A 24,918-nucleotide genomic window follows, 5' to 3' on the forward strand; every position below is an offset into this window, starting at 1 on the left:
GACCTAATTTATTCAGATATTAAAGTATTGTCTATCAGTTTATAAAAGTCGCATAATAGAGGCATATTAGCCATTAATACGACATTTTACGGTTTTATTGATTAAGCAATATTTATATTGGCTGATAAATTCGTTATTTTTGTTGCAAAAACAGCGCAAAGAAAAAGTTTAAAAAATAATATTGGGGTTATCTGTTTGAGTAAAAAATTAATTAAGTCGGGACTAATTGTCAGTGCAATGACATTAATTTCTCGAGTTCTTGGCTTAGTAAGAGATATTGTTATAGCTAATATTATGGGCGCGTCAGCTTCGGCTGATGTTTTCTTTTTTGCAAATAAAATACCAAACTTCTTTCGGAGACTCTTCGCTGAGGGTGCCTTTGCTCAAGCTTTTGTGCCCGTATTAAGCGAATATCACACGCTAGATGAAGAGCATACAACTAACGAAACACGAAAGCTGATTGCTCAAGTGTCAGGAACGTTAGGTGTTATTATCACTTTAGTCACTTTATTTGGCATGATCGCATCACCGTTAATTGTGGCTTTATTTGGCTTTGGTTGGTTTTTAGACTGGCTAAATGACGGACCCGCAAGTGATAAGTTTGATTTAGCCAGCACCTTACTAAAAATTACTTTTCCGTATTTATGGTTTGTTAGTTTTACCGCTCTTTCAGGTGCTATATTAAATACTTATGGCCGTTTTGCTGTTTCTGCTTTTACACCGGTATTATTAAACGTTGGTATTATAACGTGCGCAATCTACCTTTCACCTAGCATGGAAAATCCAGCTTTCGCGTTGGCTTGGGGAGTATTCTTAGGTGGTTTTATTCAATTCGCTTTTCAGTTACCTTTTCTCTACCGTGCAGGAGCCTTAGTTAAACCTACTTGGTCATGGAATGCTCCTGGTGTTACTAAAATTCGCAAGTTAATTATTCCTGCACTTTTTGGTGTATCGGTTACGCAAATAAACCTTCTGCTCGATACCATTATCGCTAGTATGTTGATCACAGGCTCGATAAGTTGGTTATATTACGCCGATCGTTTATTAGAATTTCCATTAGGTTTATTTGGTATAGGGATAGCAACAGTAATACTACCTAGTTTAGCTAGGCTACATACAAAAAAAGACACGCAAGAGTTTAACGACACGGTAGATTGGGGGCTTAGAATTGTATCGCTATTTGGTTGGCCAGCTTTAGCGGGGTTAATGGTATTAGCCCAGCCGATTATTATGGTGCTGTTTATGCGCGGTGAGTTTACAGAGTTTGAAGTTTTACAGGTGTCGTACGCTTTATTTGCTTATCTCTCTGGCTTATTAAGTTTTATGTTTATTAAAGTATTAGCACCTGGTTTTTATGCGCGCCAAGATACCAAAACACCAGTGAAAATAGCGATTAAAGCTATGGTGGCAAATATGGTTTTTAACTTAATGCTAGCGCCGTTTTTTGGCTATGTTGGTTTAGCGATAGCAACAACGCTATCTGCAACGCTTAATGCCATGATGCTTTACCATGGTTTAAAGTCAGCCAATGTTTTTCAATTATCAGCTAAAACTTGGTGGTTTTTTGCTCGCCTTATCATTGCGGCTGTTGTAATGGCCTTGATTGTGAATTATTTGTCACCAAATTTTAATACTTGGCTTGCATACGACTTTATTATGCAAGTAACACAACTATTAATTTGTATTACATGCGGCGTATTAAGTTATGTCATTTGTTTAATTTTATTAGGTGTTCGACTTTCAGATATTAAAGTGGCACAAAAAAACAACTAATTAGCTTACTGTTTAACTTAAAATAAGTGCCCCTAAGGGCTGATTCTTATGGCTGACTAATATATAATTCAGCGGTTTTTATTCTTTAATGGTTTCGTAAGTAGCTAAGTGCACTTGGCAGTAAGGTTTTATAATTTCATGCAATTAACACGTGGCATTCATAATATGCAAATTAATGACGATATTGATCGTCAAGGTTGCGTGTTAACGATCGGAAATTTTGACGGCGTACATTTAGGTCATCAGCAAGTTATTCTAGCACTAGTTGCCAAGGCCAAAGAGTTAAATTGTGAAGCCGCAGTACTGGTTTTTGAACCACAGCCACAAGAGCTATTTTCTCCTGAAACTGCACCTGCAAGATTATGCCGATTACGTGATAAATATGCCTTATTAAAAAACTTGGGTATAGATAGATTAATTTGTATCAATTTTAATAAGAAATTTGCTAGTCTAACTGCCGAAACATTTATTGAAGAACTGCTAGTTAAACGCTTAGCGATAAAACATTTAATTGTTGGCGATGACTTCCATTTTGGGCAATATCGTCAAGGTGATTTTTCCATGCTTAAAGTGGCAGGCGAAAAATTTAATTTTTCGGTTTCAGATACAGCAAGTCACAAATTAGCAGATTGTAGAGTCAGTAGTACCGCTATAAGACAGTTGTTAGAAAATGATGACTTATGTGGTGCTAAAGCTATGTTAGGGCGTCCTTACTCTATTATTGGTAAAGTGTTTCATGGTGATAAACGTGGCCGCGAAATGGGTTTTCCAACCGCTAACATAAAATTAAAGCGCCGTGTTTCTCCTGTTTCAGGGGTTTATGTGGTGCAAGTTAAAAGCCAGTTTGGTGAACACTTTGGTGTTGCCAATATAGGTTCAAGACCAACGGTTGCTGGTATTAGGCAGCAATTAGAAGTACATATATTTAATTTCGATAATAATTTGTACGGTGCGATCATTGAAGTGGTTATGTTGAAAAAACTACGAAGCGAACAAAAGTTTAGTTCGTTGCCCGCATTGATTGAGCAAATTGGTATCGATACAGAACAAGCTCGCACTTATGTGCAAAATTTATCGACGACTTAACGATATAACCGCTAACGCAGAATTTATAACTAGCGATATATTAAGTAAAAAATATAACACCACACTGAACTAAGCTTTAGTGAGACTATGACAACGGATAATTATTTTAATGACTGATTACAAGCAAACCCTAAATTTGCCCGCTACATCTTTTGCAATGAAAGGTAACATGGCAAATCGTGAACCTAACATGCTAAAAGAATGGGCTGAAAAAGACTTATATGGTCAAATTCGTGCTGCAAAAAAAGGCAAAAAGTCATTTATATTGCATGACGGCCCTCCGTATGCCAATGGTGATATTCATATAGGTCACTCAGTAAATAAAATTTTAAAAGACATTATTGTTAAGTCTAAAACGTTATCAGATTTCAATGCGCCATACGTGCCGGGTTGGGATTGTCATGGTTTACCGATTGAATTAATGGTAGAGAAAAAAGTAGGTAAACCAGGTCATAAAGTTTCTGCTAGCGTTTTTCGTGAAAAATGTCGCGAATATGCTGCAAAGCAAGTTAGCGCTCAGCGTGAAGACTTTAAACGCTTAGGCGTTTTTGCTGATTGGGATAACCCTTATCGCACAATGGATTTTGATACCGAAGCTAATATTATTCGTTCGTTAGGTAAAATCACTGAAAATGGCCATTTACACCAAGGGTTCAAACCTGTGCATTGGTGTACAGATTGTGGCTCTTCTTTAGCCGAGGCTGAAGTAGAGTACAAAGATAAACAGTCACCGGCTATAGATGTAAAATTTACTGTTGTTGATCAAAACGTTGCTGATAAATTTAATCATCCTGAAGATCATGCAGGAGAAGGTCTAGTTTCTGTTGTTATTTGGACAACTACCCCTTGGACACTACCGGCCAACCGTGCCGTGTCAGTGCATGCTGATGTAGAGTATACGTTAGTACAATGTGAAACCGAACAAGGCAAAGAGCGCTTTATTCTAGCCTCTGATTTGGTAACTTCGTGTATGGACCGTTTTGGTATTAGCAAATACCACGCGCTAGGCTTTTGTAAAGGTAGCGATTTAGAGCTTGTAGAACTTAAGCACCCATTTTATGACTTTACTGTGCCGGTGATTTTAGGTGAACACGTAACGACTGATTCGGGTACGGGTTGTGTTCATACAGCCCCTGGACACGGTGTAGAAGATTTTGTTGTTGGTAAGCTTTATAACTTAGAAGTGGCTAACCCTGTTGGCGCAAATGGTGTTTATTTAGAAGATACACCTTTATTTGCTGGGCAACATGTTTTTAAAGCTAATGCTAATGTAGTTGAAACATTAAAAGAGCATGGCACATTGGTACATCATCATGCCCTAGAACATTCTTACCCGCATTGCTGGCGCCATAAAACGCCATTGATTTTCCGTGCTACACCTCAGTGGTTTATCAGCATGGATAATAAAGGTTTACGTCAAGATTCACTAAACGAAATTGAAAAAACACAGTGGATCCCTGACTGGGGACAACGTCGTATTGAATCTATGGTTGAAGGTCGTCCTGATTGGTGTATATCACGTCAACGTACTTGGGGCGTGCCAATGGCATTGTTTATTCATCAAGATACCGGTGCTTTGCATCCTCGCAGTATTGAGTTGATTGAAACCGTTGCCAAGCGTGTTGAAGAGAAAGGCATTCAAGCCTGGTTTGATTTAGAAGCATCAGAGCTTATAGGCGCTGACGCAGAAGAATACGTGAAAGTACCAGATACACTAGATGTTTGGTTTGACTCAGGCACAACACATTATTCTGTTATTAATGCCCGTGAAGAATTCGACGGCATTGCTGACTTGTATCTAGAAGGTTCGGATCAACATCGTGGTTGGTTTATGTCTTCAATGATCTCATCGGTTGCCATGAATGGTAAAGCGCCTTACAAACAAGTGTTAACACATGGCTTTGTTGTTGACGCTAAAGGTCATAAAATGTCTAAATCTTTAGGTAATGTAATTACACCTAAAGAAATTACTAATACCTTAGGTGCTGATATTTTACGCTTATGGACAGCATCGGTAAATTACACACAAGAAATCACTGCTGGCGATGAAATATTTAAGCGCCAAGCTGATGCTTATCGTCGTATTCGTAATACAGCACGCTTTTTATTATCTAACTTAAACGGCTTTGACCCTAAAACAGATTCAATTGCTTTAGAAGATATGGTTGCGCTTGATCGTTGGGTGCTTGATAAAGCTGCTCAACTACAAGCTGACATTATTGCCGCTTACGATGAATATGAATTCCATGTAGTGGTGCATAAGTTAATGAACTTCTGTACGACAGAGCTTGGTGGTTTTTATTTAGATATTATTAAAGACAGACAATATACAGCAAAAGAAGACAGTGTTGCTCGTCGTTCATGTCAAACGGCAATGTACTTAATTGCTGAAGCTATGACACGTTGGATGGCACCTATTTTATCTTTTACTGCACAAGAAATTTGGCAGGCACTACCAACGGCTTCAGGTGAAACACGCGATGAGTTTGTATTCACCGGTGTTTGGTTTGACGGCTTACCTAAAACTTCAACTAACAGTGCGTTAAATAACGATTTCTGGAACGAGCTATTATTAGTGCGCACAGAAGTTAACAAGGCATTAGAAAATGCGCGTAAAGAAAAACAAGTAGGTAAAGCACTTGAAGCTGCAGTAACACTATACGCAACAAGTGAACTTGCCGAAAAGCTTCAGCAATTAGGTGAAGAACTACGTTTTGTATTAATTACTTCTAAAGCGACTGTTAATGTGGTTGAAAGTGCTCCTGAAGGTGTATTAGCCACTGAAGTTGAAGGTTTGTGGTTAAGCGTTGCATCAGCAGAAGGTGTTAAGTGTGATCGTTGTTGGCATGTTACTGAAGATATAGGTCAAAATGAGCAACACCCAGAGCTATGTGGACGATGCATAAGTAACGTCGATGGTGAAGGCGAAGTACGTAAATTCGCTTAAATTTTTTCGAGTTAATGCTAATTAAAATAAAACGTGCAGTGCTTTAAAGAAGTCTGCACGTTTTAGTATTTAATAGCGGGAAGTATTGCGTTTCAAGCGTGAATAATAAAAGTGAAGTTATTGTGTTATGAAAAATTTATTTACCCAAACAGGCCTAAGATGGTGGTGGTTAACTGCTATTTTTTTGATTGCTGATCAAGTAACTAAACAATTAATAGTTAGTAATATGGACTTATATCAATCTATTGATATATTGCCTTTTTTTAATTTAACTTACGTGCATAACCTAGGCGCAGCTTTTAGCTTTTTGGCTGACCAAGGAGGCTGGCAACGGTGGTTTTTCACTGCAATAGCGGCGATTGCAAGTATTGTATTTATTGTTTGGCTTGCAAAAACGCCAAAACAGCAAGTGTTGTTATCAGTAGCATTTGCTTGCATGCTAAGTGGCGCGGTAGGTAATCTTATTGATCGAGTGTTATTTGGTTATGTTATCGACTTTTTAGATTTCTATGGCTTTGGCTATCACTTCCCAGCATTTAATGTTGCAGATTCGATGATTTTTATTGGTGCCGCTTTAATGATTTTTGATTCATTTAAAAATGGTCAGTCAAACGAAAACAAACAAGATATTAACGCTTAAAGAGAATATTAGATGACAAATTTAGTAACAAACGCCTCAGAAATAATTGCCCACATCACCATGAAATTATCAGATGGCTCTGCGGCTGACAGTACAAAAGTAAATAAAAAGCCTGCAAAAATTATTATGGGCGATACCAGTATTTCTCCTGCATTTGAAGCACAATTACTCGGCATGTCGGCTGGTGAAAGTAAAGAGTTTGTTTTGGCTGCAGCTGACGCATTTGGCGAGCCATTACCTGAAAATATTCACTATATGGATATTAGTAAATTTAGCGATGATGCGCCGGCGGTAGTAGGTAACATTATTACTTTTAGTCAACCAGGTGGAGAATTACCCGGCATGATAAAAGACGTTTCAGGGAGTTCAGTGACCATTGACTTTAATCACCCTTTAGCAGGTCAAGACGTTACTTTTGTAATTGACGTAGTCGAAGTACTATAAATAACGAATTTACGCGAGTAAAACAATTTAATAAGTTAAGCAATATTGAGAATGTTATGGAAATTATTTTAGCTAATCCGCGCGGATTTTGTGCAGGGGTTGATAGAGCGATTAGTATCGTTGACCGAGCCTTAGATTTATTTGAAGCACCAATTTATGTTCGTCATGAAGTTGTCCATAACAAATTTGTGGTTAATGGTTTAAAAGATCGCGGCGCCGTTTTTGTTGATGAACTCAATGAAGTACCAGACGATAGTACCGTCATTTTTAGTGCTCATGGCGTGTCTAAATCTGTTCGTAATGAAGCAAAAAATCGTGGCTTAAAAGTGTTCGATGCCACTTGTCCGCTCGTGACTAAAGTACATATGGAAGTATCAAGAACCAGTAGAAAAGATATTGAATGTATTTTAATTGGCCATGCAGGGCACCCTGAAGTTGAAGGGACCATGGGGCAATACGAAAGCACAGAAGGTGGCATTTATTTGGTTGAATCTACCGAAGATGTTGCAACATTAGAAATAAAAAATCCCGAGAAGCTATATTATTGCAGTCAAACAACGCTATCTGTTGATGATACAAGTGATGTTATTGATGCTCTAAGAGAAAAGTTCCCCTTAATTCAAGGCCCTCGTAAAGATGATATTTGCTATGCGACGCAAAATCGTCAAGATGCCGTAAGATCTATTGCGGAGCAAGTTGATTTACTCTTAGTTGTTGGCGCTAAAAATAGCTCAAACTCTAACCGTTTACGCGAACTCGCTGAAAAAATTGGTACCACGTCTTATTTAATTGATACCGCGGCCGATATTAATGTTACATGGTTAGAAGGCGTGAAAAAAATAGGAGTAACAGCAGGGGCTTCGGCACCAGCAATATTGGTTCAACAGGTTATAGAAGCGCTAAAATCCTTTGGTGGACAAGAGGTTATTGAGTATCCTGGCAAAGAAGAAAATACGGTATTTGCGGTGCCGATAGAATTACGCTAGTCTAAGGGAATATTATTTGTGGTTATTGCCTGTATTGACTTTGTGAAATATTAACTTCGTAAAGTCGTTTGTAACCGCAAATTAACGTTGTCGAGTAAAAAGGCAGAAATTAAAGGAACTTACTCGCCATATTTATTAAGGTATGGGTTAATGCAGTTCACAAATGTGATTTTTAACACATATAAGTTACTGTTAAATAAGAAGGCTATTGAAGCTAACTTATGTTTTTTTGCGCCTAAAGCAAGTTGTTTAAGACTTGTTCAGCGGTTAACAGTTATAACAATATTTCAATTATATTTATTCATATTTGAAGGGAGATTAAATATTGAATAATCCAATTATTTCTACCTCATTACAAAAGCCCTCTTTAAATAAAGGATTAACATTTATTGAAGTGTTAGTTGCTGTTTTTATTTTAGTTACAGGAATTTTAGGTGCTGTGGCTATGCAAGCATCAGCCAAAAAAGGTAGCTTCGACGCAATGCAACGTTCGGTTGCTTCTGCATTAGCGCAAGATATTGTCGAGCGAATGCGCAGTAATAATGCGACAGCACTGGGCGGGTATGCCGCAACTAACTACGGTGAAGCGCTCGATTCTCCACCCGATAAACGCTGTAGTACTATCGCTGGATTATGTTCTCCCGCTGAAATGGTGATTAATGATCGATACGAGTGGGAAGTTTCGCTTATGGGGGCCGATGTTGTCAATGACGGTAATAACCGTGCGGGTTTAACTGGCGTTCGTGGCTGTATAAGCCAAGTCGCTAATGCCGTTACGGTTGTTGTGAGTTGGGAAGGGCGTACCGAAATTGCTGATGCTGTAAAAGATAGCTGTGGCACGGCGGGGAAAAAAAGGCGGCAAGTTATCGTTGAGGCGTTTATAAATTAATATGAAGAATCAACTTGGTTATACCTTAATTGAAATTTTTATTTCTTTGGCTATTGGCTTGGCGCTTTTTGCTGGTGTTTTAAGTGTTTTCGTTGGTATGAAGACCACAACCCAAGAAACTGCAACTTATGGCGAATTGCAAGAGAATGGTCGTTTTGCATTGTCTGTTTTGAGTGATGATTTGCTAAGGCAAAATTTTTGGGGAGACTATACCGGAACATTAGATGATTCAATGTTAAATGGTGTTCCTGGACTGCCAGGTAATGAGTGTGTAGGTGAGGGCTTAAATAACGGTACTTTTCCTAATGCTATTGGGCATTTTAGAACTATATGGGGCCAAGAAGTATCTTCTAGCGCTGTTATGGGCTGTATTGATGATGCAAAAACAGGTTCTGATATCTTACAGCTAAAGCGCGCCGTATCTAATCCTTTAACCGTTAGTTCTAACAACAATTACTATATTATTTCAAATTTAAATGAAGCTGAAATTTTTACTGGCGGCGCTATCCCAGTTATACCGAATAGCCAACTTTGGGAATATCAACATCATATTTACTATATTAGAGATGAGGCGCAAGGAAACAATACCGTACCCGTTTTAATGCAAGGTCGTTTGACGACAAATATGACATTTGATCCTATTATTGATGGTATTGAAAGGATTCGTTTTATGTATGGCATAGATACCGACATACCAGGTAGTGCAGGATACGGAATTGTTGACGCCTTTGTCTCTGCGGAGAACATGACACTCACTCAATGGGATAACGGGAATAATAATAGGATTTTAGCCGTACGAATTTATGTATTGTCTCGTAGTATTCTCCCAGATAATAAATATACTAACACCAACACTTATAATTTAGGTGATGTTGCCGTTACGTTTAATGATAATTACCGTCGTTTACTCTTTAATTCTACAGTAACTCTATATAATGCGGGGGTCGACTCATGGTAGCTTACAACTATAAGCGTAATGGATTTATAAACCGTCGTAATTTACGTAATCAAACCGGAGTTGTGCTCATTGTAGCGCTTGTTTTTTTGATTGCACTAACGGCTGTTGCTGCTGCATTAATGCAAAACTCAACCACAGACATGAAAATGTCCGGTGCAAGTGAAGAAAAGGTTGTGGCTACACAAGAAGCAATAAGTGCGAGTGATGAAGTGATTTTTCGACAAGTAAATGCTGCAGTTGGAAATAATAAGTTCGCTTTACCTATCGTTCGCTTTAAAGACGATGATTTTAGAAATGTTACTGGCAGTTTAAATATAACAAACACCGGTACTGATACCACGGCAAATATAAATATTGCCAATAATGAACTCGAGTTAGAACCAGATTGCCCCCACTCCAGATCTGCTTCATCAGCTCAAGTATTTACTTGTAATGTTATACGCGTTCAAGTGGTCCGTACGTATGGACGAAAAAACAGCAATGAAGTTGAAGTAAATACAGGCGTTGCTCAGCAACTTTTACGATAACTTTTTGGTGTTTAGCTAAATATTGGAGTTAAAAAAATGAAAAAGATTTTATCTACAAGCCTACTTCTTTTAGTCTCATGTATCTCATTTAGTGAGGATATAGAATTATACATAAGTAATGCGGTCAAGCTTGCTGGCAGTAAAACTCAAGTGCTTATAATTTTTGATAATTCAGGCAGTATGGGAACAACGCTTTCCGTGAAAGAAGATTATGATCCTACAAAAACTTACCCCGCTGTAGGTGGTGATAACTTACTTAACGAACGTTATATCTACTTTAGTAAAGGTGGAGCTGATGGAACTTCCGGTTTACCCGTTCCTGACAGTAACAGTGAGACTCGACGTTTTTTAAAGTCGATTAATAGTTGTGAAACGGCCAAAAACATTTTAGCTGAAACCGGTTTTTATTCTGGTCATATTAGAGAGTATAGCTTTAAAGGCGCATCGGGTAGTTGGAGTGAAATTCCAGATAACAATGGCGCTAATATTAACGTTATTGATTGTGAAGATGATGTATTAAAGTCTGATCCTTCAAATATTGACAGCCTTCCTGATGGTTACCCAATCAATTATGTTGGGACTGAACTTCTTCCTATTTACCATACCCCAATTAAATTAACTTCTGATGTGGATTGGTCAGGTCAGTTTGTTACGCTTTACTCTGATAATTACTTACGCTGGCACCATGGCGAGAATATTGCGCAAACATCGACAACTCGCATGGAAATTGCGAAAAAAAGTATATCTAATGTAGTTAAAGCCGCTCCGTCGATTGATTTCGGACTACAGGTTTTTAATTATGATTATGGCGATGCTGCAAATAATGCCAACGGTGGGCGTGTTGCTTTTGGTATTCAACCGATGACAAGTGCCAGTGAAGCTGAATTTTTAGATATAGTAAATAACGAAGTGTCGGCCAGAACTTGGACACCTTTATGTGAATCACTTTATGAAGCGCAACAATATTTTGCGGGAAAAAGTGTCGATTTTGGTAATGATGATGTAAATCTATATAATCGCTTTGGATTTCTTACTTATAGAAAAAATATCCCCCCAAGAGATACTACAATAGAATTATCTGGTAAATATATTAGTCCTTTTTCAAATTGTAGTAGTAAAGCGTTTGTTATCTTAATTACCGATGGCGTACCTTCATATGATAATGGCGCCGATAGTAAAATTGAAGCATTAACAACTATTGATGAAGGCGCAACAGTTAACTTTAGTGGCAGTAAGTTTGGTGGTAATTATCTGGCAGGCCTTGCTGAATGGATGAATGAAAATGATCTCAACACTTCTTTACCTGGCAGACAGACAGTTTCAACCTATACCATTGGTTTTAGTGAAGGTGCACTTGATGCCGCACCATTATTAAAAAGAACAGCAGAGTTAGGTGGTGGAGATTATTATCCAGCTACCGATAGTGCTCAGCTCACCTCGGCATTGTTAAATGCCTTAGAGAGTTTGGAGCCTAGTAATGACAGCTTAACTTCAGCTTCTGTGGCTGCCAATAATTTTGACAGAACCGAAACTTTAAACTCAGTTTACTATGCAATGTTTCAACCTGAAAATGGTCCTCGCTGGCAAGGCAACCTGAAGAAATATAAGGTGGTTGACGGCAATCAAGTGGGTAAACATGACAAGCTAGCACTTGATTCGAGTAATGGACATTTCTCTTCAAGTGTAACAAGTTTTTGGTCGCCAGATAACGCTAAAGATGGTGATAAAGTACCTGAAGGCGGCGTGGCTGAAATGTTACGTAATAAAAGTAATCGTGTTATTTACAGTGATATTGGTGCAAGCGGCTCCTTAGAGCTTTTAACTAAAGCGCAAGCCGAAGTATCGTTTGGTGGTAATGTTGCGTTAGCTACAGAAATGGATGTACATGTTGATGATGTTGATGCTTATTTAAACTGGGCAAAAGGGCAAAATGTCGATAATGTAAAACTGTCAGATGGCACTGTGCCGAGTATTCGTCCTGATGTTTTTGCCGACCCTCTGCATTCAAAACCTCTCGTTGTAAATTACGGTGATAGTATTCGAATACTGATAGGGACTAATGCCGGTGTACTTCACATGTTTGAAGATAATGGTGGATCAGTTGATGAAAGTTGGGCTTTTATGCCAAAAGAGTTTTTTAAGAAGATTAAACCGTTACGTCAAAACTACTCTACAGCTGAAAAAGTTTATGGTGTAGATGGCAATATTACATCATATACACAAGATAAAAATGGTGATGGGATCATTAATGGCACTGATAAAGTATGGGTGTTTTTTGGTCTGCGACGTGGTGGCACTTCATATTATGCGTTAGACATTAGTGACCCGAGTACGCCAGACAAGCTTTGGCACATTGATGCATCGTCAGCAGGGTTTGGTGACTTAGGCCAATCTTGGTCTCAGCCAAAGTTAGGTTACTCTAAAGCAAATATAACAGGTTCCGGAGAAACCGCTGTTGCAGCACCTGTACTATTTTTCGGCGGTGGTTATGATGAAAGTAAAGATGCAGATACACCTGGTGTGGCTGACTCAATAGGTCGTGCTATATATATGATAGATGCTCAATCAGGGACATTACTATGGAGCTTGGCACCACAAAATGGCAGCACAGTTTTTAGTGGTACTGATAGTATTCCTTCTAGTATAGGGATTTTAGATAGTGATGGAGATGGGTTAACCGATCGCCTGTATACTGGAGATACAGGCGGTAATATTTGGCGTGTAGATATGCCAAACGCGAATCCCAGAGACCCTGAAGATCCATGGACAGTTTTTAAATTAGCAAACTTAGGTGGAACAACAAATAGTACTGATTTACGATTTTTCAATGAGCCGTCTATTGTGCGGACTTTTATTAGTGAAACTATCGAAACAACCGTTACAGATGAAGATGGTGAAACTCAAACTATCGTGAGTCACCAAGAAAAGCCATACGATGCAATACTTATTGGTAGTGGAGATAGGTCAAATCCATTAGGCGCAGACACAAATGATACGTTCTTTATGATTAAAGATGAAAATATTAAAACGAAATCATTTTATAGCTCAGCTGATCCGGCAGCCCCTGCGGCTCTTTTAAAAAGCGATTTGTATAACTATACAAATAACCCTTTTGATCAAACATTAACAACCCAGGCTCGAGAAACATTATCTCTTGCGGTGAGCAATAAGTCTGGCTGGTATATTGATCTTGAGGGCGCAGGTGAAAAAAGTACAGCAGATGCAATTGTTATTAATGGCGTGGCTTTCTTTACAACATTCATTCCCCCTAATTTAGACCCTAATATTGTGCGTTGTGAACAGCCTAATGGTACTGGTTTACTATATGGCGTTGATTTAGCGTTAGGCACTGCAGTATATAATTGGAAGAATAATACTGGCGACGGCGATGGAGATGGAGATGGAGATGGAGATGGCGACGATACTTCAGAAGGTCCTCCAGATGATGCGACAAGAACTACTATTATTAGTGAACAGTTTCTTGGAGCACCTACGTTAATTGTTGTTCCTGATGGTACAGGTGAAACGGTTGGTAATATCATTGTGGGACGAAAAGTGGTAAATACACCTTTTACTCTACAAACAATGAGAACATATATGTACATTAAAGAGGAACAGTAATGCCAAAAATGAAAGTGTTTAATGGCTTTACATTGGTTGAGTTGTTAATAACCGTTGCTATAGTTGCTATATTGGCAGCTGTAGCCTTTCCTTCTTATACTGACTTCGTTGCACGCTCAAACCGCACAGAAGCTCAGCGTGAGTTATTGAGAATAGCTAATTTACAAGAGCAGTTTTTTGTCGATACAAGAGCTTATACCTCGAATATGACAGAGCTAGGGCTTGGTAATGACCCATTTATTACTGAAAATGGTTTTTACAGTATAGATGCTGCTTTAGCCAATGGTGGCTTTGTATTAACGGCAACAGCATTAGCGCCACAAAGCACTAATGATAGCAGTTGCCAGACTTTGTCTGTTAATGAAACAGGAAAAAAACTACCGGCAAGTGCCTGTTGGGAGCAGTAATATGAAAATATACTTAATGACCTTAATCGTTTTAATAAATGCTAGTTTCGATGTTACTGCCGCGAATAATATCACCGGTAAGAATTATAGTGTTGATGCTAAGTGCTATGTAGAGCTTGAGGATGGCGAAAAATTAATTTATTTGGCTACGGTTAAAGAACACCAAATTAATACATTAGTTGATACCATAGCAGGAAAAGAAGTTCCGACACCTTATACTGCAAAGAAACAACTGGTTCAGAAGGCATTTGAATGTGTTTTGCTTGAATCAAAGTTTAACTCAAGAAAAGCGAATGAGTTATTTGAAAAGCAACCGCGTTAGAGTAGGGGAATGGAGAAATATTGCCTGTCTATTTTTTGTAACGCTTTGATTAATTTATATAATTAATTTAATTCCGCAAGTTTGTTGTTAATTAACGTGCCCAGTAACTATACTGGGCACTTAGTTATTAACTACATGAAACTGCTGTACCATCTCTATTATTATCTTTGCCATCATTATTTGTGTCAGATGTAGCATAAACCCGCCCAGATAAGGATACTTCTACCCCTCTTGATAAATTTGCATTATCTTTAGGACAGTAGCTAAAGTTGCTATTGCCACCTGTTACTAAACGGCCAGTAGGCGCAAATATAATTATGTTCTGGCTAAATTGCAGAGTGTCGCCAGTGGAAATTTTTCCTTTAACCTTTATTAACTCTTCATTCGCACTAACAAAATTACTATTGTTTGCTAACGTATTGTCGTCATTAATAAAAACACTAATTTCGTTTTGCCAATTTGTTGTACAAACAGTACCATTTAATGGACAAATAGTAACATTTCTCCCACTATTTATAGCGCTGTTTCTAGCTGACAACAATAATCTATGCAGTTCGCTTACTTCATTATCGACTCTTGATTGCACGATAAACTGGCTTAAACTAGGGCCAGCAACTGCGGTTAATATGCCAATAATAGCAATACCAATAAGTAATTCTGTTATTGTAAACCCTTTAATAAATTTAGGTTTTATAGGTTTTTTAATGTATAACTTAGACATAACTACAGCTACAGTTAAGGTTGATACTTTATTTATAACATTGTTGTAGGTACTCAGCTAGCAAATTTTGTACGTAGTCTGGAGGCAACGTAAGAAGAGCGGGTGATGTATTTTATAATCTTACTTTTTTCAGTAAGTTTTTTTAACACGTTTTTAAGCTCTTATTCAACATAGAAGCTTTCATATCAACTTCTGCTAACTAAGTAAATACGTTAAGTAATATGTTAATGTCGTTACTAATTAATAACTAGATAAAACTTATTTATTTCTGAATAAGAGTAGGTAACTGCTTAGTTGTTGCACTTTATTTTAACGCCTGTACGCCTAATATTTGTATTGTTAGTTTTGCTAGATGCACTGACATAAGCTCTACCCGAGCTAGCTACCACAATGCCTCTATTTTTGTCATTATGAAACTCTGGGCAGTAGCTAAATGTAGCGTTTTGCCCCCAACCTGCTAAATGTCCTGTCGAAGCATAAGTTAAGCCAATGCGAGTTTTGCCATATTGTAATTTGTCACCAACTTTTATTGCGGACTTATTAGCGACAATTTGTTCGTTTAATTCTGGTTCAAATACTTTATTATTGTTGCTGTCTGTAAATACGCTCAGTTCTTGATGCCATAAATTTTTACATTTACCTTTATCACTTAATGGGCACAAAGTTACGCTGGTATTATTAGATAAAGCACTGTTTCTTGCCGTTAAAATTAACCGATGTAGGCTAAAAATTTCGTTATCAACGCGGGTAAAAACAATGAAATTATTAAGACTGGGAACGCCAATAGAGATTAAGCTCATCATAATGGCAAGCCCAACCATAGTTTCGATAATAGTGAATCCTTTGCACTTTGACATAACAACTATTCCTTAGTTGAATAAACTTTTCAGTGCTAGGTATAGTCAATAATATCGAAACTTTCCAAGCTAAATTAACTAATTTTCATATATAGTTGGAATTGGTGAACGCTTATGTTGAGTTTTCAAATAGATAGCAATAATTTTTTCTTCAACTGATTTATCTGTATTTTTACCTTCTAAGAAGTCGTCTAACTGGTCGTAACTTAATCCTAAGGCATCTTCATCTGTTTTGCTTGGAGCTAACTCTTCTAAATCAGCTGTAGGGGCTTTATCGGTTAATTGGCTTGGAGCACCTAAAGTTCTGGCAATTTCCTTTACTTGTCGTTTTGACAAGCCAAACAGTGGAGCAAGATCACATGCTCCGTCACCCCATTTAGTAAAAAAACCGGTAATATTTTCAGCAGAATGATCTGTACCTAAAACTAAGCCGCCTAATATTCCTGCTATGTGGTACTGCATTACCATGCGAGATCGTGCTTTAACATTACCTTTAGAAAAGTCTATTTGTGCAGCTGATGCCGTTAACAGTTCTGCGCTTTTAAGGGCATTAATAGTTTCGTTGTGAATACCATCGGCACCCGCTAGGATATTTGTAGTTAAACTATGGGAAGGTTTTATAAAATCGAGCGCTAACTGTGCATCGTCTTCATCGGCTTGTATATTAAACGGAAGTCTGACTGCTATAAACTGATAGCGCTTTGTGCCTTCATTGTTTAAAGCATCAATAGCGAGCTGTGCTAAACGGCCACAAGTTGAAGAGTCAACACCACCACTGATGCCCAAAACAAGAGTATTCAAGCCAGATTGAACAAGTTTGTTTTTGATAAAATCTACTCGACGTTCAATTTCAAACGTAGGATTAATTTCAGGTAATACCTTCATCTCATTGATTATTGCCTGGGCGTCCATAAAATTTCCTTCTGATAGTAAGTAGATTATAAGTTTTAGCTGTTTTGAGCCACTATATGGTCAGTGTAGCAAAGTCTAACTTCGATTAGAACTTTTGCACTATAGCTGTACAAATACTTGCTATTATGTAGATAATGATAGTTATCAGTATATTCCGATGCGTAAATCAACTTATAGGCTATGAACATGAAAAAAATAGAAGCGATTATTAAACCCTTTAAAATGGATGATGTACGTGAAGCACTCGGTGAAATTGGTGTTACGGGCATGACCGTATCCGAAGTTAAAGGGTTTGGACGTCAAAAAGGGCATACCGAGCTTTATCGAGGTGCCGAGTACATGGTGGACTTTTTACCGAAAGTAAAGCTTGAAATTGTCGTCAAAAAAGAGAATGTTGAACGATGCGTTAATACCATTTTGGAAACAGCACAAACAGGTAAAATTGGTGATGGTAAAATTTTCATCACTGATGTAGAGCGCGTAATACGTATTCGTACTGGAGAAGAAGACGACGAAGCGATTTAATTAATGATAATAATCGTAAATAACACATAAAAAAATACCAGCAGATGCTGGTATTTTTGTTTTCAGAGTTAATGTTTTACGTATTAAACAATTGTGTATTGTTGAAAACTCTATTTAGACACTAACGGGTTATTGGGATAGTTGGCCGCTAATACTTGTTTAGCATTAACTTGTAGATCAGTTAATCCTAACTTTTCATAACAGAAAATCATAATTTCCAACGCTTCTTCTGTTTCTGCACTAGGAGAAAAGTATTCTACAATATATTTCCCTCTATTTGCTGCTGAAACATAAGCTTCACGCTTTAAGTAATAGCCTGCAACAGACAGTTCATACTTAGCTAAGCGCGATTTAATTGCGATCATACGTTGACGAGAGTCGGCAGCATATTTACTTTCAGGGTATTTCTCTAATAGTGTTTTTAAATCTTTAAAAGCGTCGCGAGCAGCCGTTGGATCACGGTCTGAACGATCAATACCTGCTAAGTTTTGAAATAAATTTTCTTGCGTAGCCACATTTATTAAAGCACGCATGTAATAAACGTAGTCTATGTTGGCATGTGAAGGGTTTAACCTTAAAAATCTATCGGTTAAGGCTAGTCCTTGCGCAGCATTTCCACTCTTGTAATAAGCGTAAATTAAATCTAATTGAACTTGATGAGAGATAGGACCATAAGGAAATCGTGAATCTATCGCCGATAATATTTGAATTGCCTTTTGATACAATCCATTGTCAAGTGATTGTCTAGCATCAGAAAATAATGCTTGGGCAGATTTATCTGGTACCTTTTGTATATCTTTTTCGTTTGTACCTGAGCAACCTGTAATTGCTAATACTAGTGCAAGGCACATTATTTTTATTGTCACTTTTTCCATAGACTTCAATATCACTACTTTGTTTTAGTTAAAATAAATATCTTCCTCACTATAATTACTTAATGTAATTGCTTTAGCAAAGAGGTAAAATAAGCACTGGCATTCTAACCTAGCAATCCTGCCTTGCACAGTGCTAATTAATAGAGAGTTTAATGGCTGAGATAATTCAACACCGGGACACGGTTCCCGAATCATGCTTAGGCAAACGTTTCGACCAGACTTTGGCGGAAATGTTCCCTGATTATTCACGTTCACGTTTAAAAGAGTGGATTTTAGCCGGTCATGTAACGGTTAATGACATTGTAGTCGATGTACCTCGCGAAAAAATGTTCGGTGGTGAGCTTATTGCCATCAATACAGAAGTTGAAGCAGAAGTACGTTTTAAAGCGCAAGATTTACCACTAAATATTGTTTACGAAGATGACGATATTTTAGTTATCAACAAACCTGCGGGTTTTGTTGTTCACCCAGGTGCGGGTAACCCTGATGGTACAGTGCTTAACGCCTTACTTCATCATTGCCCGCAGCTAGATGTTGTGCCGCGTGCAGGTATTGTGCACCGTTTAGATAAAGACACAACAGGCTTAATGGTAGTAGCAAAAACGATTGCAGCTCAAACTAACCTTGTTGAATCACTGCAAGCGCGCGAAATTACCCGTGAGTATGAAGCTATTGCAAATGGCATTATGACCGCTGGTGGCTTGGTTGATGAACCGATTGGTCGTCATGCAACAAAACGCACACATATGGCGGTAACCTTTTCAGGTCGCCCTTCGGTGACACATTATCGTGTAATGGAAAAGTTTAGGTTACATACCCGGTTGCGTTTACGTCTTGAAACAGGACGCACACACCAAATTCGTGTACATATGGCGCATATAACGCATCCACTTGTTGGTGATCCTGTTTATGGCGGCCGACCTCGCCCACCGAAAAATGCCTCGGAAGAGTTGCGTGATATGCTACGTCAATTTAAACGTCAAGCTTTGCATGCTGCAATGTTATCTTTGTATCACCCAATTACCGGCGTACAAATGACATGGCATGCCGATGTGCCTGAAGATATGGTGGCACTAGCTGATATCTTACGTACAGATACAAAAAATAATCTCGTTGATAGTGATTACTAAATCTGTTGATAACATAACGTTTATTGAATGGCCAACATCAAAGGTGTTGGCCTTTACGACTAACCGGTTATCGCCATCGACTCTCCGGTTATCAGGCACTAAAAGCCCTTTATCAACAAACGTCAGAAATACAATACTTACTGATAATATTCAAAACAATACTTGCCCGTCACTTTCAATGTTTGATGCCTTTAATTTAGGCGATCATGTTGATGACTGCCCCAATACCGTTACTCAAAATAGAAAGTCACTTTTAGAATACTTACCTGTATCAACAAAAATTCAATGGTTAACTCAAGTTCATGGAAATAATGCTGTTGTAGTTGAGCAACATCATGATATGCCTTTGGTAGCCGATGCCGCGATAACGCGTAATAAAAAAATAGCATTAGCTATTATGACTGCAGATTGTTTACCTATTTTAGTTTCTAATAGTGATGGTAGCGAAATCGCTGCTATTCATGCTGGTTGGCGACCATTAGCAGCAAATATTATTGAACGTACACTAAAATTAATGCACAGCCCAGTAAATGAACTTTATGTTTGGTTGGGACCTTGTATTGGTGAGCATGTATTTGAAGTTGGTGCGGAGGTTAAACAAGCTTTCTGCCAAAACTCCATAAAGTACAAACAAGCTTTTAAACCTGTATCATCAGAAAAAGGTGATAAGAAAAAGTACCTTGCTAATTTACACATGATGGCGCAATTACAACTTTTAGATTTAGGCGTTAAAAATATTTCTTCGCTTGATGAGTGTACTTTTTCCTTGAATAAAAAATATTACTCTTATCGAAGAGATGGTTTAACAGGAAGAATGGCAAGCATAATATCTAGTAATTCATGAAGGTTTTTTACCTTTCACTTTTAATCCATCATTCGTTGATCTTCATCAAATATTTTACATGTCACTGCTTGAAAAGTCCTCATTTTGTCCTTATAACAAAGGTAACTAAACTGTAAGCCCAGTAATATGGCATTAGGAGAACGTTAATGCGTTTAGACCGATTTACTCAAACATTTCAAGTTGCAATATCTGATGCACAATCTATAGCATTAGGTAAAGATCATCAATTTATAGAACCAATACATTTAATGCTAGCGTTACTAAATCAAAACGCCAGTAGCATTATCCCCTTATTAAAAAGTGCAGGTATTAATGTACGCACGCTAAGAACTCAAGTCGAAACGGCTATTGATGAATTAGCACAAGTTTCTGGAACCGGCGGTGAAGTTCAGTTGTCTGGTGCTATGGGCAACATTTTAAATCTTTGTGATAAATTTGCACAAAAGCACGGCGATAAATTTATTTCCTCAGAGATTTTTATTCTGGCTGCACTGCAAGATAAAGGTAAACTTGGCCAAATTCTCAAAGATCTTGGCGCGAGCGAACAACGCGTACAAGACGCTATTGTGCACATTCGAGGCGGAAAAAATGTTGATGATGCTAATGCAGAAGAAGTTCGTCAGGCACTCGATAAATATACGGTTGATTTAACAGAGCGAGCTGAGCAGGGGAAGTTAGACCCTGTCATTGGCCGAGACGATGAAATCAGACGCACCATACAAGTACTACAACGTAGAACCAAAAACAATCCTGTATTAATAGGTCAACCTGGCGTAGGTAAAACTGCCATTGTTGAAGGATTAGCACAGCGTATTGTTGATCACGAAGTACCTGAAGGCATTAGAAATAAACGAGTACTTTCACTTGATATGGGAGCTCTAGTTGCTGGTGCTAAGTATCGCGGTGAATTTGAAGAACGCCTTAAAGCTGTTCTGAGTGAGCTAAATCAACTCGAAGGTCAGGTAATATTATTCATCGATGAACTACATACTATGGTAGGGGCGGGTAAAGGCGACGGTGCTATGGATGCAGGAAATATGTTAAAACCTGCACTCGCTAGAGGTGATTTGCATTGTGTCGGCGCAACTACTCTAGATGAATATCGTCAATATATTGAAAAAGATGCCGCTTTAGAGCGTCGCTTTCAAAAAGTTTTGGTTGAAGAGCCAAGTGTAGAAGATACTATTGCGATTTTACGCGGGCTTAAAGAGCGTTATGAATTACATCATAATGTAGAAATTACTGATCCAGCCATTGTTGCCGCTGCTACTTTATCTCATCGATATGTTAGTGACAGACAACTTCCCGATAAAGCAATTGACCTTATTGATGAAGCAGCATCAAGTATTCGTATGCAAATGGATTCAAAGCCAGAGCATTTAGATCGATTAGAGCGCCGTTTAATTCAGTTAAAACTGGAACAAAGAGCATTATTAAAAGATTCTGATACCGCGTCAAAAAAACGTTTAGAGCTAATTTCAGACGATATAGCGTCATGCCAAATTAGTTATGACGAATTAGACGAAGTATGGAAAACAGAAAAGGCTGCACTGCACGGAACACAGGCGATAAAAACAGATTTAGAGAAAGCCCGTATTGAACTTGAAGCTGCGCGTCGTGTTGGTGATCTAAACTCGATGGCAGAGCTGCAATATAGTCGTATACCAGATCTTGAAAAACAGCTTGATCTGGCGAGCCAAGCTGAAATGCAAGAAATGACCTTATTAAAAAATAAAGTTACTGATGTTGAAATTGCTGACGTATTAAGTCGCGCAACCGGAATACCAGTAGCAAAAATGCTTGAAGGTGAAAGTGATAAATTGTTACACATGGAAGATAACCTTCACAAGCGAGTAATAGGGCAATCTGAAGCAGTGGTTTCTGTTTCAAACGCTATTCGAAGATCAAGAGCGGGTTTAGCCGATCCTGATCAACCTATAGGTTCATTTTTGTTTCTTGGGCCAACGGGGGTTGGTAAAACAGAATTAACAAAAGCTTTAGCACATTTTCTTTTTGATAGTGAAGATTCGTTGGTTCGGGTTGATATGTCAGAATTCATGGAAAAGCATTCTGTTGCCCGTTTAGTTGGAGCGCCCCCAGGTTATGTTGGCTATGAGGAAGGTGGATACTTAACAGAAGCGGTAAGGCGTAAACCTTATTCTGTTATATTGCTTGATGAAATTGAAAAAGCGCATCCTGATGTTTTTAATATTCTATTGCAAGTACTAGACGATGGTAGACTGACTGACGGCCAAGGTAGAACCGTTGATTTTAAAAATACCGTGATCATAATGACTTCAAACATTGGCTCTGACATTATTCAAGAATACGGTGATGACAGCCAATATCAGCAAATGAAAACACGTGTAATGGCTGAACTTGGCCAACATTTTAAACCAGAGTTTATAAACCGTGTTGATGAAACAGTGGTTTTTCATCCTCTGCTTTCTGAACAAATCAAAAGTATTGCGAGTATACAAATATCAGCTTTGATCAAGCGATTAGAAGAACGAGATATCAGTATGACCGTGTCTGAAGAGGCTTTGTCGTTTGTTGCTGCAGCCGGATTTGACCCTATTTTTGGCGCTAGGCCTTTAAAGAGGTCAATACAACATGAAATTGAAAATCCACTAGCACATCGGTTACTTGCAAATGAGTTTTCAGCAGGAGATCATATTTTAGTGGAACTAAATGACAATGGCTTAACATTCACTGTTAATAATTTGGAACGTTAAGCTATTCACTGTAAAGAAGGGCGTTTATACCTTAATAGGTAGAAGTATAGAGTTCATTACTCAGTACAATAAACTTCTACCTGCTTTTTATTCATCTCTAATTGTTGTTGTTTTTCTAAGGCGCCTAAAACTTTCACATTACCTTGTTCGTCTTTATATTGAATTTTATCAAAATTTTGTAAAGTGCTGAGATTATCTTTTGCTGTAATACATTTATCCTGATTCATACTGTCAATTGCTTCATTGTTTTCTTCAGCTGTCAAAAGACTATTATCACTCACTTGTTCACTATTCGCGGTTTTATCTTTTTCTATAGTAGCTGAAGATTTCTTATTATTAGCCATACTAATTTCAATGTAATCGTCATGTTCAGGTTGATTCTGACTAAAATGGACTACATCTTCCTTGTCAATCCAACGATAAATAGTGATTTGTTCGGCTGCGAAAACATCGGAATACACTAATATCATCGAAAAAAGCGACAATGCCTTAATATTCATAACGGTACCTATTCATAAATTAATTCTTATATTGCTAATATTTAATTACATTTGAAATGACTAATAACGACATAAATGTAATATCTACTGTGTTTTATAGCAACACAAAGAGCAGTTTACAAATTTTTATCTTTTTATTAATCATTCATTTGTACTACAACTAACGTATATAAATAAACTTATGGTAGATTATCCCCCTATAATTTTATTTAACTTATTTACGGTTTTATCTATGCCTGACAAAAATAATGATGATTCGTTACAAACTCGCGGAATTTACCTTTTACCTAATTTACTGACTACAGCAGGTTTATTTTCGGGGTTTTATGCTGTTGTATCATCAATGAATGGTCACTTTATCAGTGCTGCTGTTGCAATTTTTATTGCCATGATTTTTGATGGCTTAGATGGTCGAGTTGCTAGAATGACGAATACACAAAGTGAGTTCGGCGCTGAATATGACAGCATGGCTGATATGTTATCCTTTGGTATTGCGCCAGGTATTGTTGCTTATAATTGGGCACTATCAAGTTTCGGTAAATTTGGTTGGTTAGCTGCTTTCGTCTATGTAGCTTGTGCAGCATTGCGACTAGCAAGGTTTAATACCCAAGTTGGTATAGCAGATAAACGATACTTTCAAGGTTTAGCTAGTCCAGCTGCCGCAGGTGTTGTAGCAAGTATTATATGGGTTGGAAGCGAATACCAAATTAATGGGCAGGATTATGGCTATATCATTGGTTTAATTACCATTGTAATGGGGCTGCTAATGGTCAGTAACTTTAGATATAACAGTTTTAAAGAAGTTGACTGGAAAGGTAAAGTAAACTTTGTTGTTGTATTACTTATAGTACTAGCATTTGTCGTTGTTGCTTCTAGTCCAGAAAATATCCTACTAATAATATTTGGTTTATATGCTTGCTCTGGTCCGTTTACAACTATTCGATCTGTTAAGAAGTTAAAACTAGAGCATGTAGTCGGCGACGACCAAGATGCTGATTTTAAAAGTGCCAATGTAAGTAAAGATTCGAATAGCACTGATGAAAACACTAAGTCAAAAAGTAATTAGTCTAAATAAATGATTTAAACTAAAAGCTTTCATAAAGCAGGTCTAAAATACTTTATTACAGGTTGAAATTTTATAAATGTACAAATGATAAAGTTCAAAGAAGCGCTAGTTTAGCGCTTATTTTGCATATTTAGCGTGAAAAATATACGGTAT

The 24,918-nt window shown here is 37.8% G+C and carries 22 protein-coding genes; 17 read left to right on the forward strand and 5 right to left on the reverse strand.

The genetic code is table 11. From position 1 onward, the window contains the following. Positions 1-195: 195 nt before the first annotated feature. The 12 genes from murJ (at position 196) to AC27H3_RS17190 (ending at position 14,600) form a co-directional block, all read left to right on the forward strand. On the forward strand, positions 196-1,773 hold the full coding sequence (gene murJ / locus AC27H3_RS17135) for a murein biosynthesis integral membrane protein MurJ (protein WP_487107962.1): 1,578 nt from the start codon (positions 196-198) through the stop codon (positions 1,771-1,773). Positions 1,774-1,911: 138 nt separating this feature from the next. Beyond that, positions 1,912-2,859, forward strand: coding sequence for a bifunctional riboflavin kinase/FAD synthetase (ribF, locus tag AC27H3_RS17140; protein ID WP_085305509.1), 948 nt, complete (start codon positions 1,912-1,914; stop codon positions 2,857-2,859). A gap of 109 nt (positions 2,860-2,968) precedes the next feature. Further along, on the forward strand, positions 2,969-5,806 hold the full coding sequence (gene ileS / locus AC27H3_RS17145; protein ID WP_487107963.1) for an isoleucine--tRNA ligase: 2,838 nt from the start codon (positions 2,969-2,971) through the stop codon (positions 5,804-5,806). Positions 5,807-5,933: 127 nt separating this feature from the next. Beyond that, positions 5,934-6,446: a signal peptidase II gene (gene lspA, locus AC27H3_RS17150; RefSeq protein ID WP_085305514.1), complete on the forward strand. Its 513-nt coding sequence runs from the start codon at positions 5,934-5,936 to the stop codon at positions 6,444-6,446. Positions 6,447-6,458: 12 nt separating this feature from the next. Then, positions 6,459-6,890 carry an FKBP-type peptidyl-prolyl cis-trans isomerase gene (gene fkpB, locus AC27H3_RS17155; protein WP_085305516.1) on the forward strand — a complete coding sequence of 144 codons (432 nt, stop codon included), beginning with the start codon at positions 6,459-6,461 and terminating at the stop codon, positions 6,888-6,890. A 56-nt stretch (positions 6,891-6,946) separates the two neighbouring features. Further along, a complete protein-coding gene (ispH, locus tag AC27H3_RS17160; RefSeq protein ID WP_085305518.1) occupies positions 6,947-7,876 on the forward strand; it encodes a 4-hydroxy-3-methylbut-2-enyl diphosphate reductase in 930 nt (309 codons plus the stop codon). A 325-nt stretch (positions 7,877-8,201) separates the two neighbouring features. Next, a complete protein-coding gene (pilV, locus tag AC27H3_RS17165) occupies positions 8,202-8,765 on the forward strand; it encodes a type IV pilus modification protein PilV (RefSeq protein ID WP_487107964.1) in 564 nt (187 codons plus the stop codon). A gap of 1 nt (position 8,766) precedes the next feature. Beyond that, positions 8,767-9,723, forward strand: a complete 957-nt coding sequence (locus tag AC27H3_RS17170; RefSeq protein ID WP_487107965.1) for a PilW family protein — start codon at positions 8,767-8,769, stop codon at positions 9,721-9,723. After that, a complete protein-coding gene (locus tag AC27H3_RS17175) occupies positions 9,717-10,250 on the forward strand; it encodes a pilus assembly PilX family protein (RefSeq protein ID WP_487107966.1) in 534 nt (177 codons plus the stop codon). Before AC27H3_RS17170 ends, AC27H3_RS17175 begins: the two co-directional genes overlap by 7 nt. 36 nt (positions 10,251-10,286) lie before the next feature. Beyond that, positions 10,287-13,871: a pilus assembly protein gene (locus AC27H3_RS17180; protein ID WP_487107967.1), complete on the forward strand. Its 3,585-nt coding sequence runs from the start codon at positions 10,287-10,289 to the stop codon at positions 13,869-13,871. Next, positions 13,871-14,278, forward strand: coding sequence for a type IV pilin protein (locus AC27H3_RS17185; protein WP_487107968.1), 408 nt, complete (start codon positions 13,871-13,873; stop codon positions 14,276-14,278). Before AC27H3_RS17180 ends, AC27H3_RS17185 begins: the two co-directional genes overlap by 1 nt. A 1-nt stretch (position 14,279) precedes the next feature. Further along, positions 14,280-14,600, forward strand: a complete 321-nt coding sequence (locus AC27H3_RS17190; RefSeq protein WP_487107969.1) for a TapY2 family type IVa secretion system protein — start codon at positions 14,280-14,282, stop codon at positions 14,598-14,600. Between the two features lie 127 nt (positions 14,601-14,727). Here the strand turns inward: AC27H3_RS17190 and AC27H3_RS17195 are convergent, their stop codons facing one another. The 3 genes from AC27H3_RS17195 to nadE form a co-directional block, all read right to left on the reverse strand. Continuing rightward, positions 14,728-15,321 (reverse strand): GspH/FimT family protein, encoded by a 594-nt coding sequence (locus AC27H3_RS17195; protein WP_487107970.1) that lies wholly within the window; start codon positions 15,319-15,321, stop codon positions 14,728-14,730. Positions 15,322-15,611: 290 nt separating this feature from the next. Beyond that, positions 15,612-16,178, reverse strand: coding sequence for a GspH/FimT family pseudopilin (locus AC27H3_RS17200; RefSeq protein ID WP_487107971.1), 567 nt, complete (start codon positions 16,176-16,178; stop codon positions 15,612-15,614). Between the two features lie 78 nt (positions 16,179-16,256). Next, positions 16,257-17,090, reverse strand: coding sequence for an ammonia-dependent NAD(+) synthetase (gene nadE / locus AC27H3_RS17205; protein WP_487107972.1), 834 nt, complete (start codon positions 17,088-17,090; stop codon positions 16,257-16,259). A gap of 186 nt (positions 17,091-17,276) precedes the next feature. Here nadE and glnB point away from each other — a divergent pair, with 186 nt between their 5' ends. Continuing rightward, entirely contained in the window at positions 17,277-17,615 is a 339-nt protein-coding gene (gene glnB / locus AC27H3_RS17210) for a nitrogen regulatory protein P-II (protein ID WP_085305535.1), read from the forward strand. Positions 17,616-17,725: 110 nt separating this feature from the next. On the opposite strand, the gene AC27H3_RS17215 is transcribed toward glnB, so the two are convergent. Beyond that, positions 17,726-18,490, reverse strand: coding sequence for an outer membrane protein assembly factor BamD (locus AC27H3_RS17215; protein ID WP_487107976.1), 765 nt, complete (start codon positions 18,488-18,490; stop codon positions 17,726-17,728). 152 nt (positions 18,491-18,642) lie between these two features. Here AC27H3_RS17215 and rluD point away from each other — a divergent pair, with 152 nt between their 5' ends. From rluD to clpB, 3 genes are all read left to right on the forward strand, one after another. Further along, entirely contained in the window at positions 18,643-19,620 is a 978-nt protein-coding gene (rluD, locus tag AC27H3_RS17220) for a 23S rRNA pseudouridine(1911/1915/1917) synthase RluD (protein WP_085305537.1), read from the forward strand. Continuing rightward, positions 19,610-20,464, forward strand: coding sequence for a peptidoglycan editing factor PgeF (gene pgeF / locus AC27H3_RS17225; RefSeq protein WP_487107973.1), 855 nt, complete (start codon positions 19,610-19,612; stop codon positions 20,462-20,464). Before rluD ends, pgeF begins: the two co-directional genes overlap by 11 nt. A 146-nt stretch (positions 20,465-20,610) precedes the next feature. Next, the gene (gene clpB / locus AC27H3_RS17230) at positions 20,611-23,199 is read left to right on the forward strand and encodes an ATP-dependent chaperone ClpB (protein WP_487107974.1); all 2,589 of its coding nucleotides are present in this window, start codon (positions 20,611-20,613) and stop codon (positions 23,197-23,199) included. Between the two features lie 56 nt (positions 23,200-23,255). Here the strand turns inward: clpB and AC27H3_RS17235 are convergent, their stop codons facing one another. Next, positions 23,256-23,699 (reverse strand): hypothetical protein, encoded by a 444-nt coding sequence (locus tag AC27H3_RS17235; protein WP_487107975.1) that lies wholly within the window; start codon positions 23,697-23,699, stop codon positions 23,256-23,258. Positions 23,700-23,931: 232 nt separating this feature from the next. Between AC27H3_RS17235 and pssA the strand changes: the two genes are divergently transcribed. Further along, entirely contained in the window at positions 23,932-24,765 is an 834-nt protein-coding gene (gene pssA / locus AC27H3_RS17240) for a CDP-diacylglycerol--serine O-phosphatidyltransferase (protein WP_085305566.1), read from the forward strand. Positions 24,766-24,918 lie beyond the last annotated feature (153 nt).

This window comes from Colwellia sp. NW0002-52-1 (assembly GCF_057550865.1).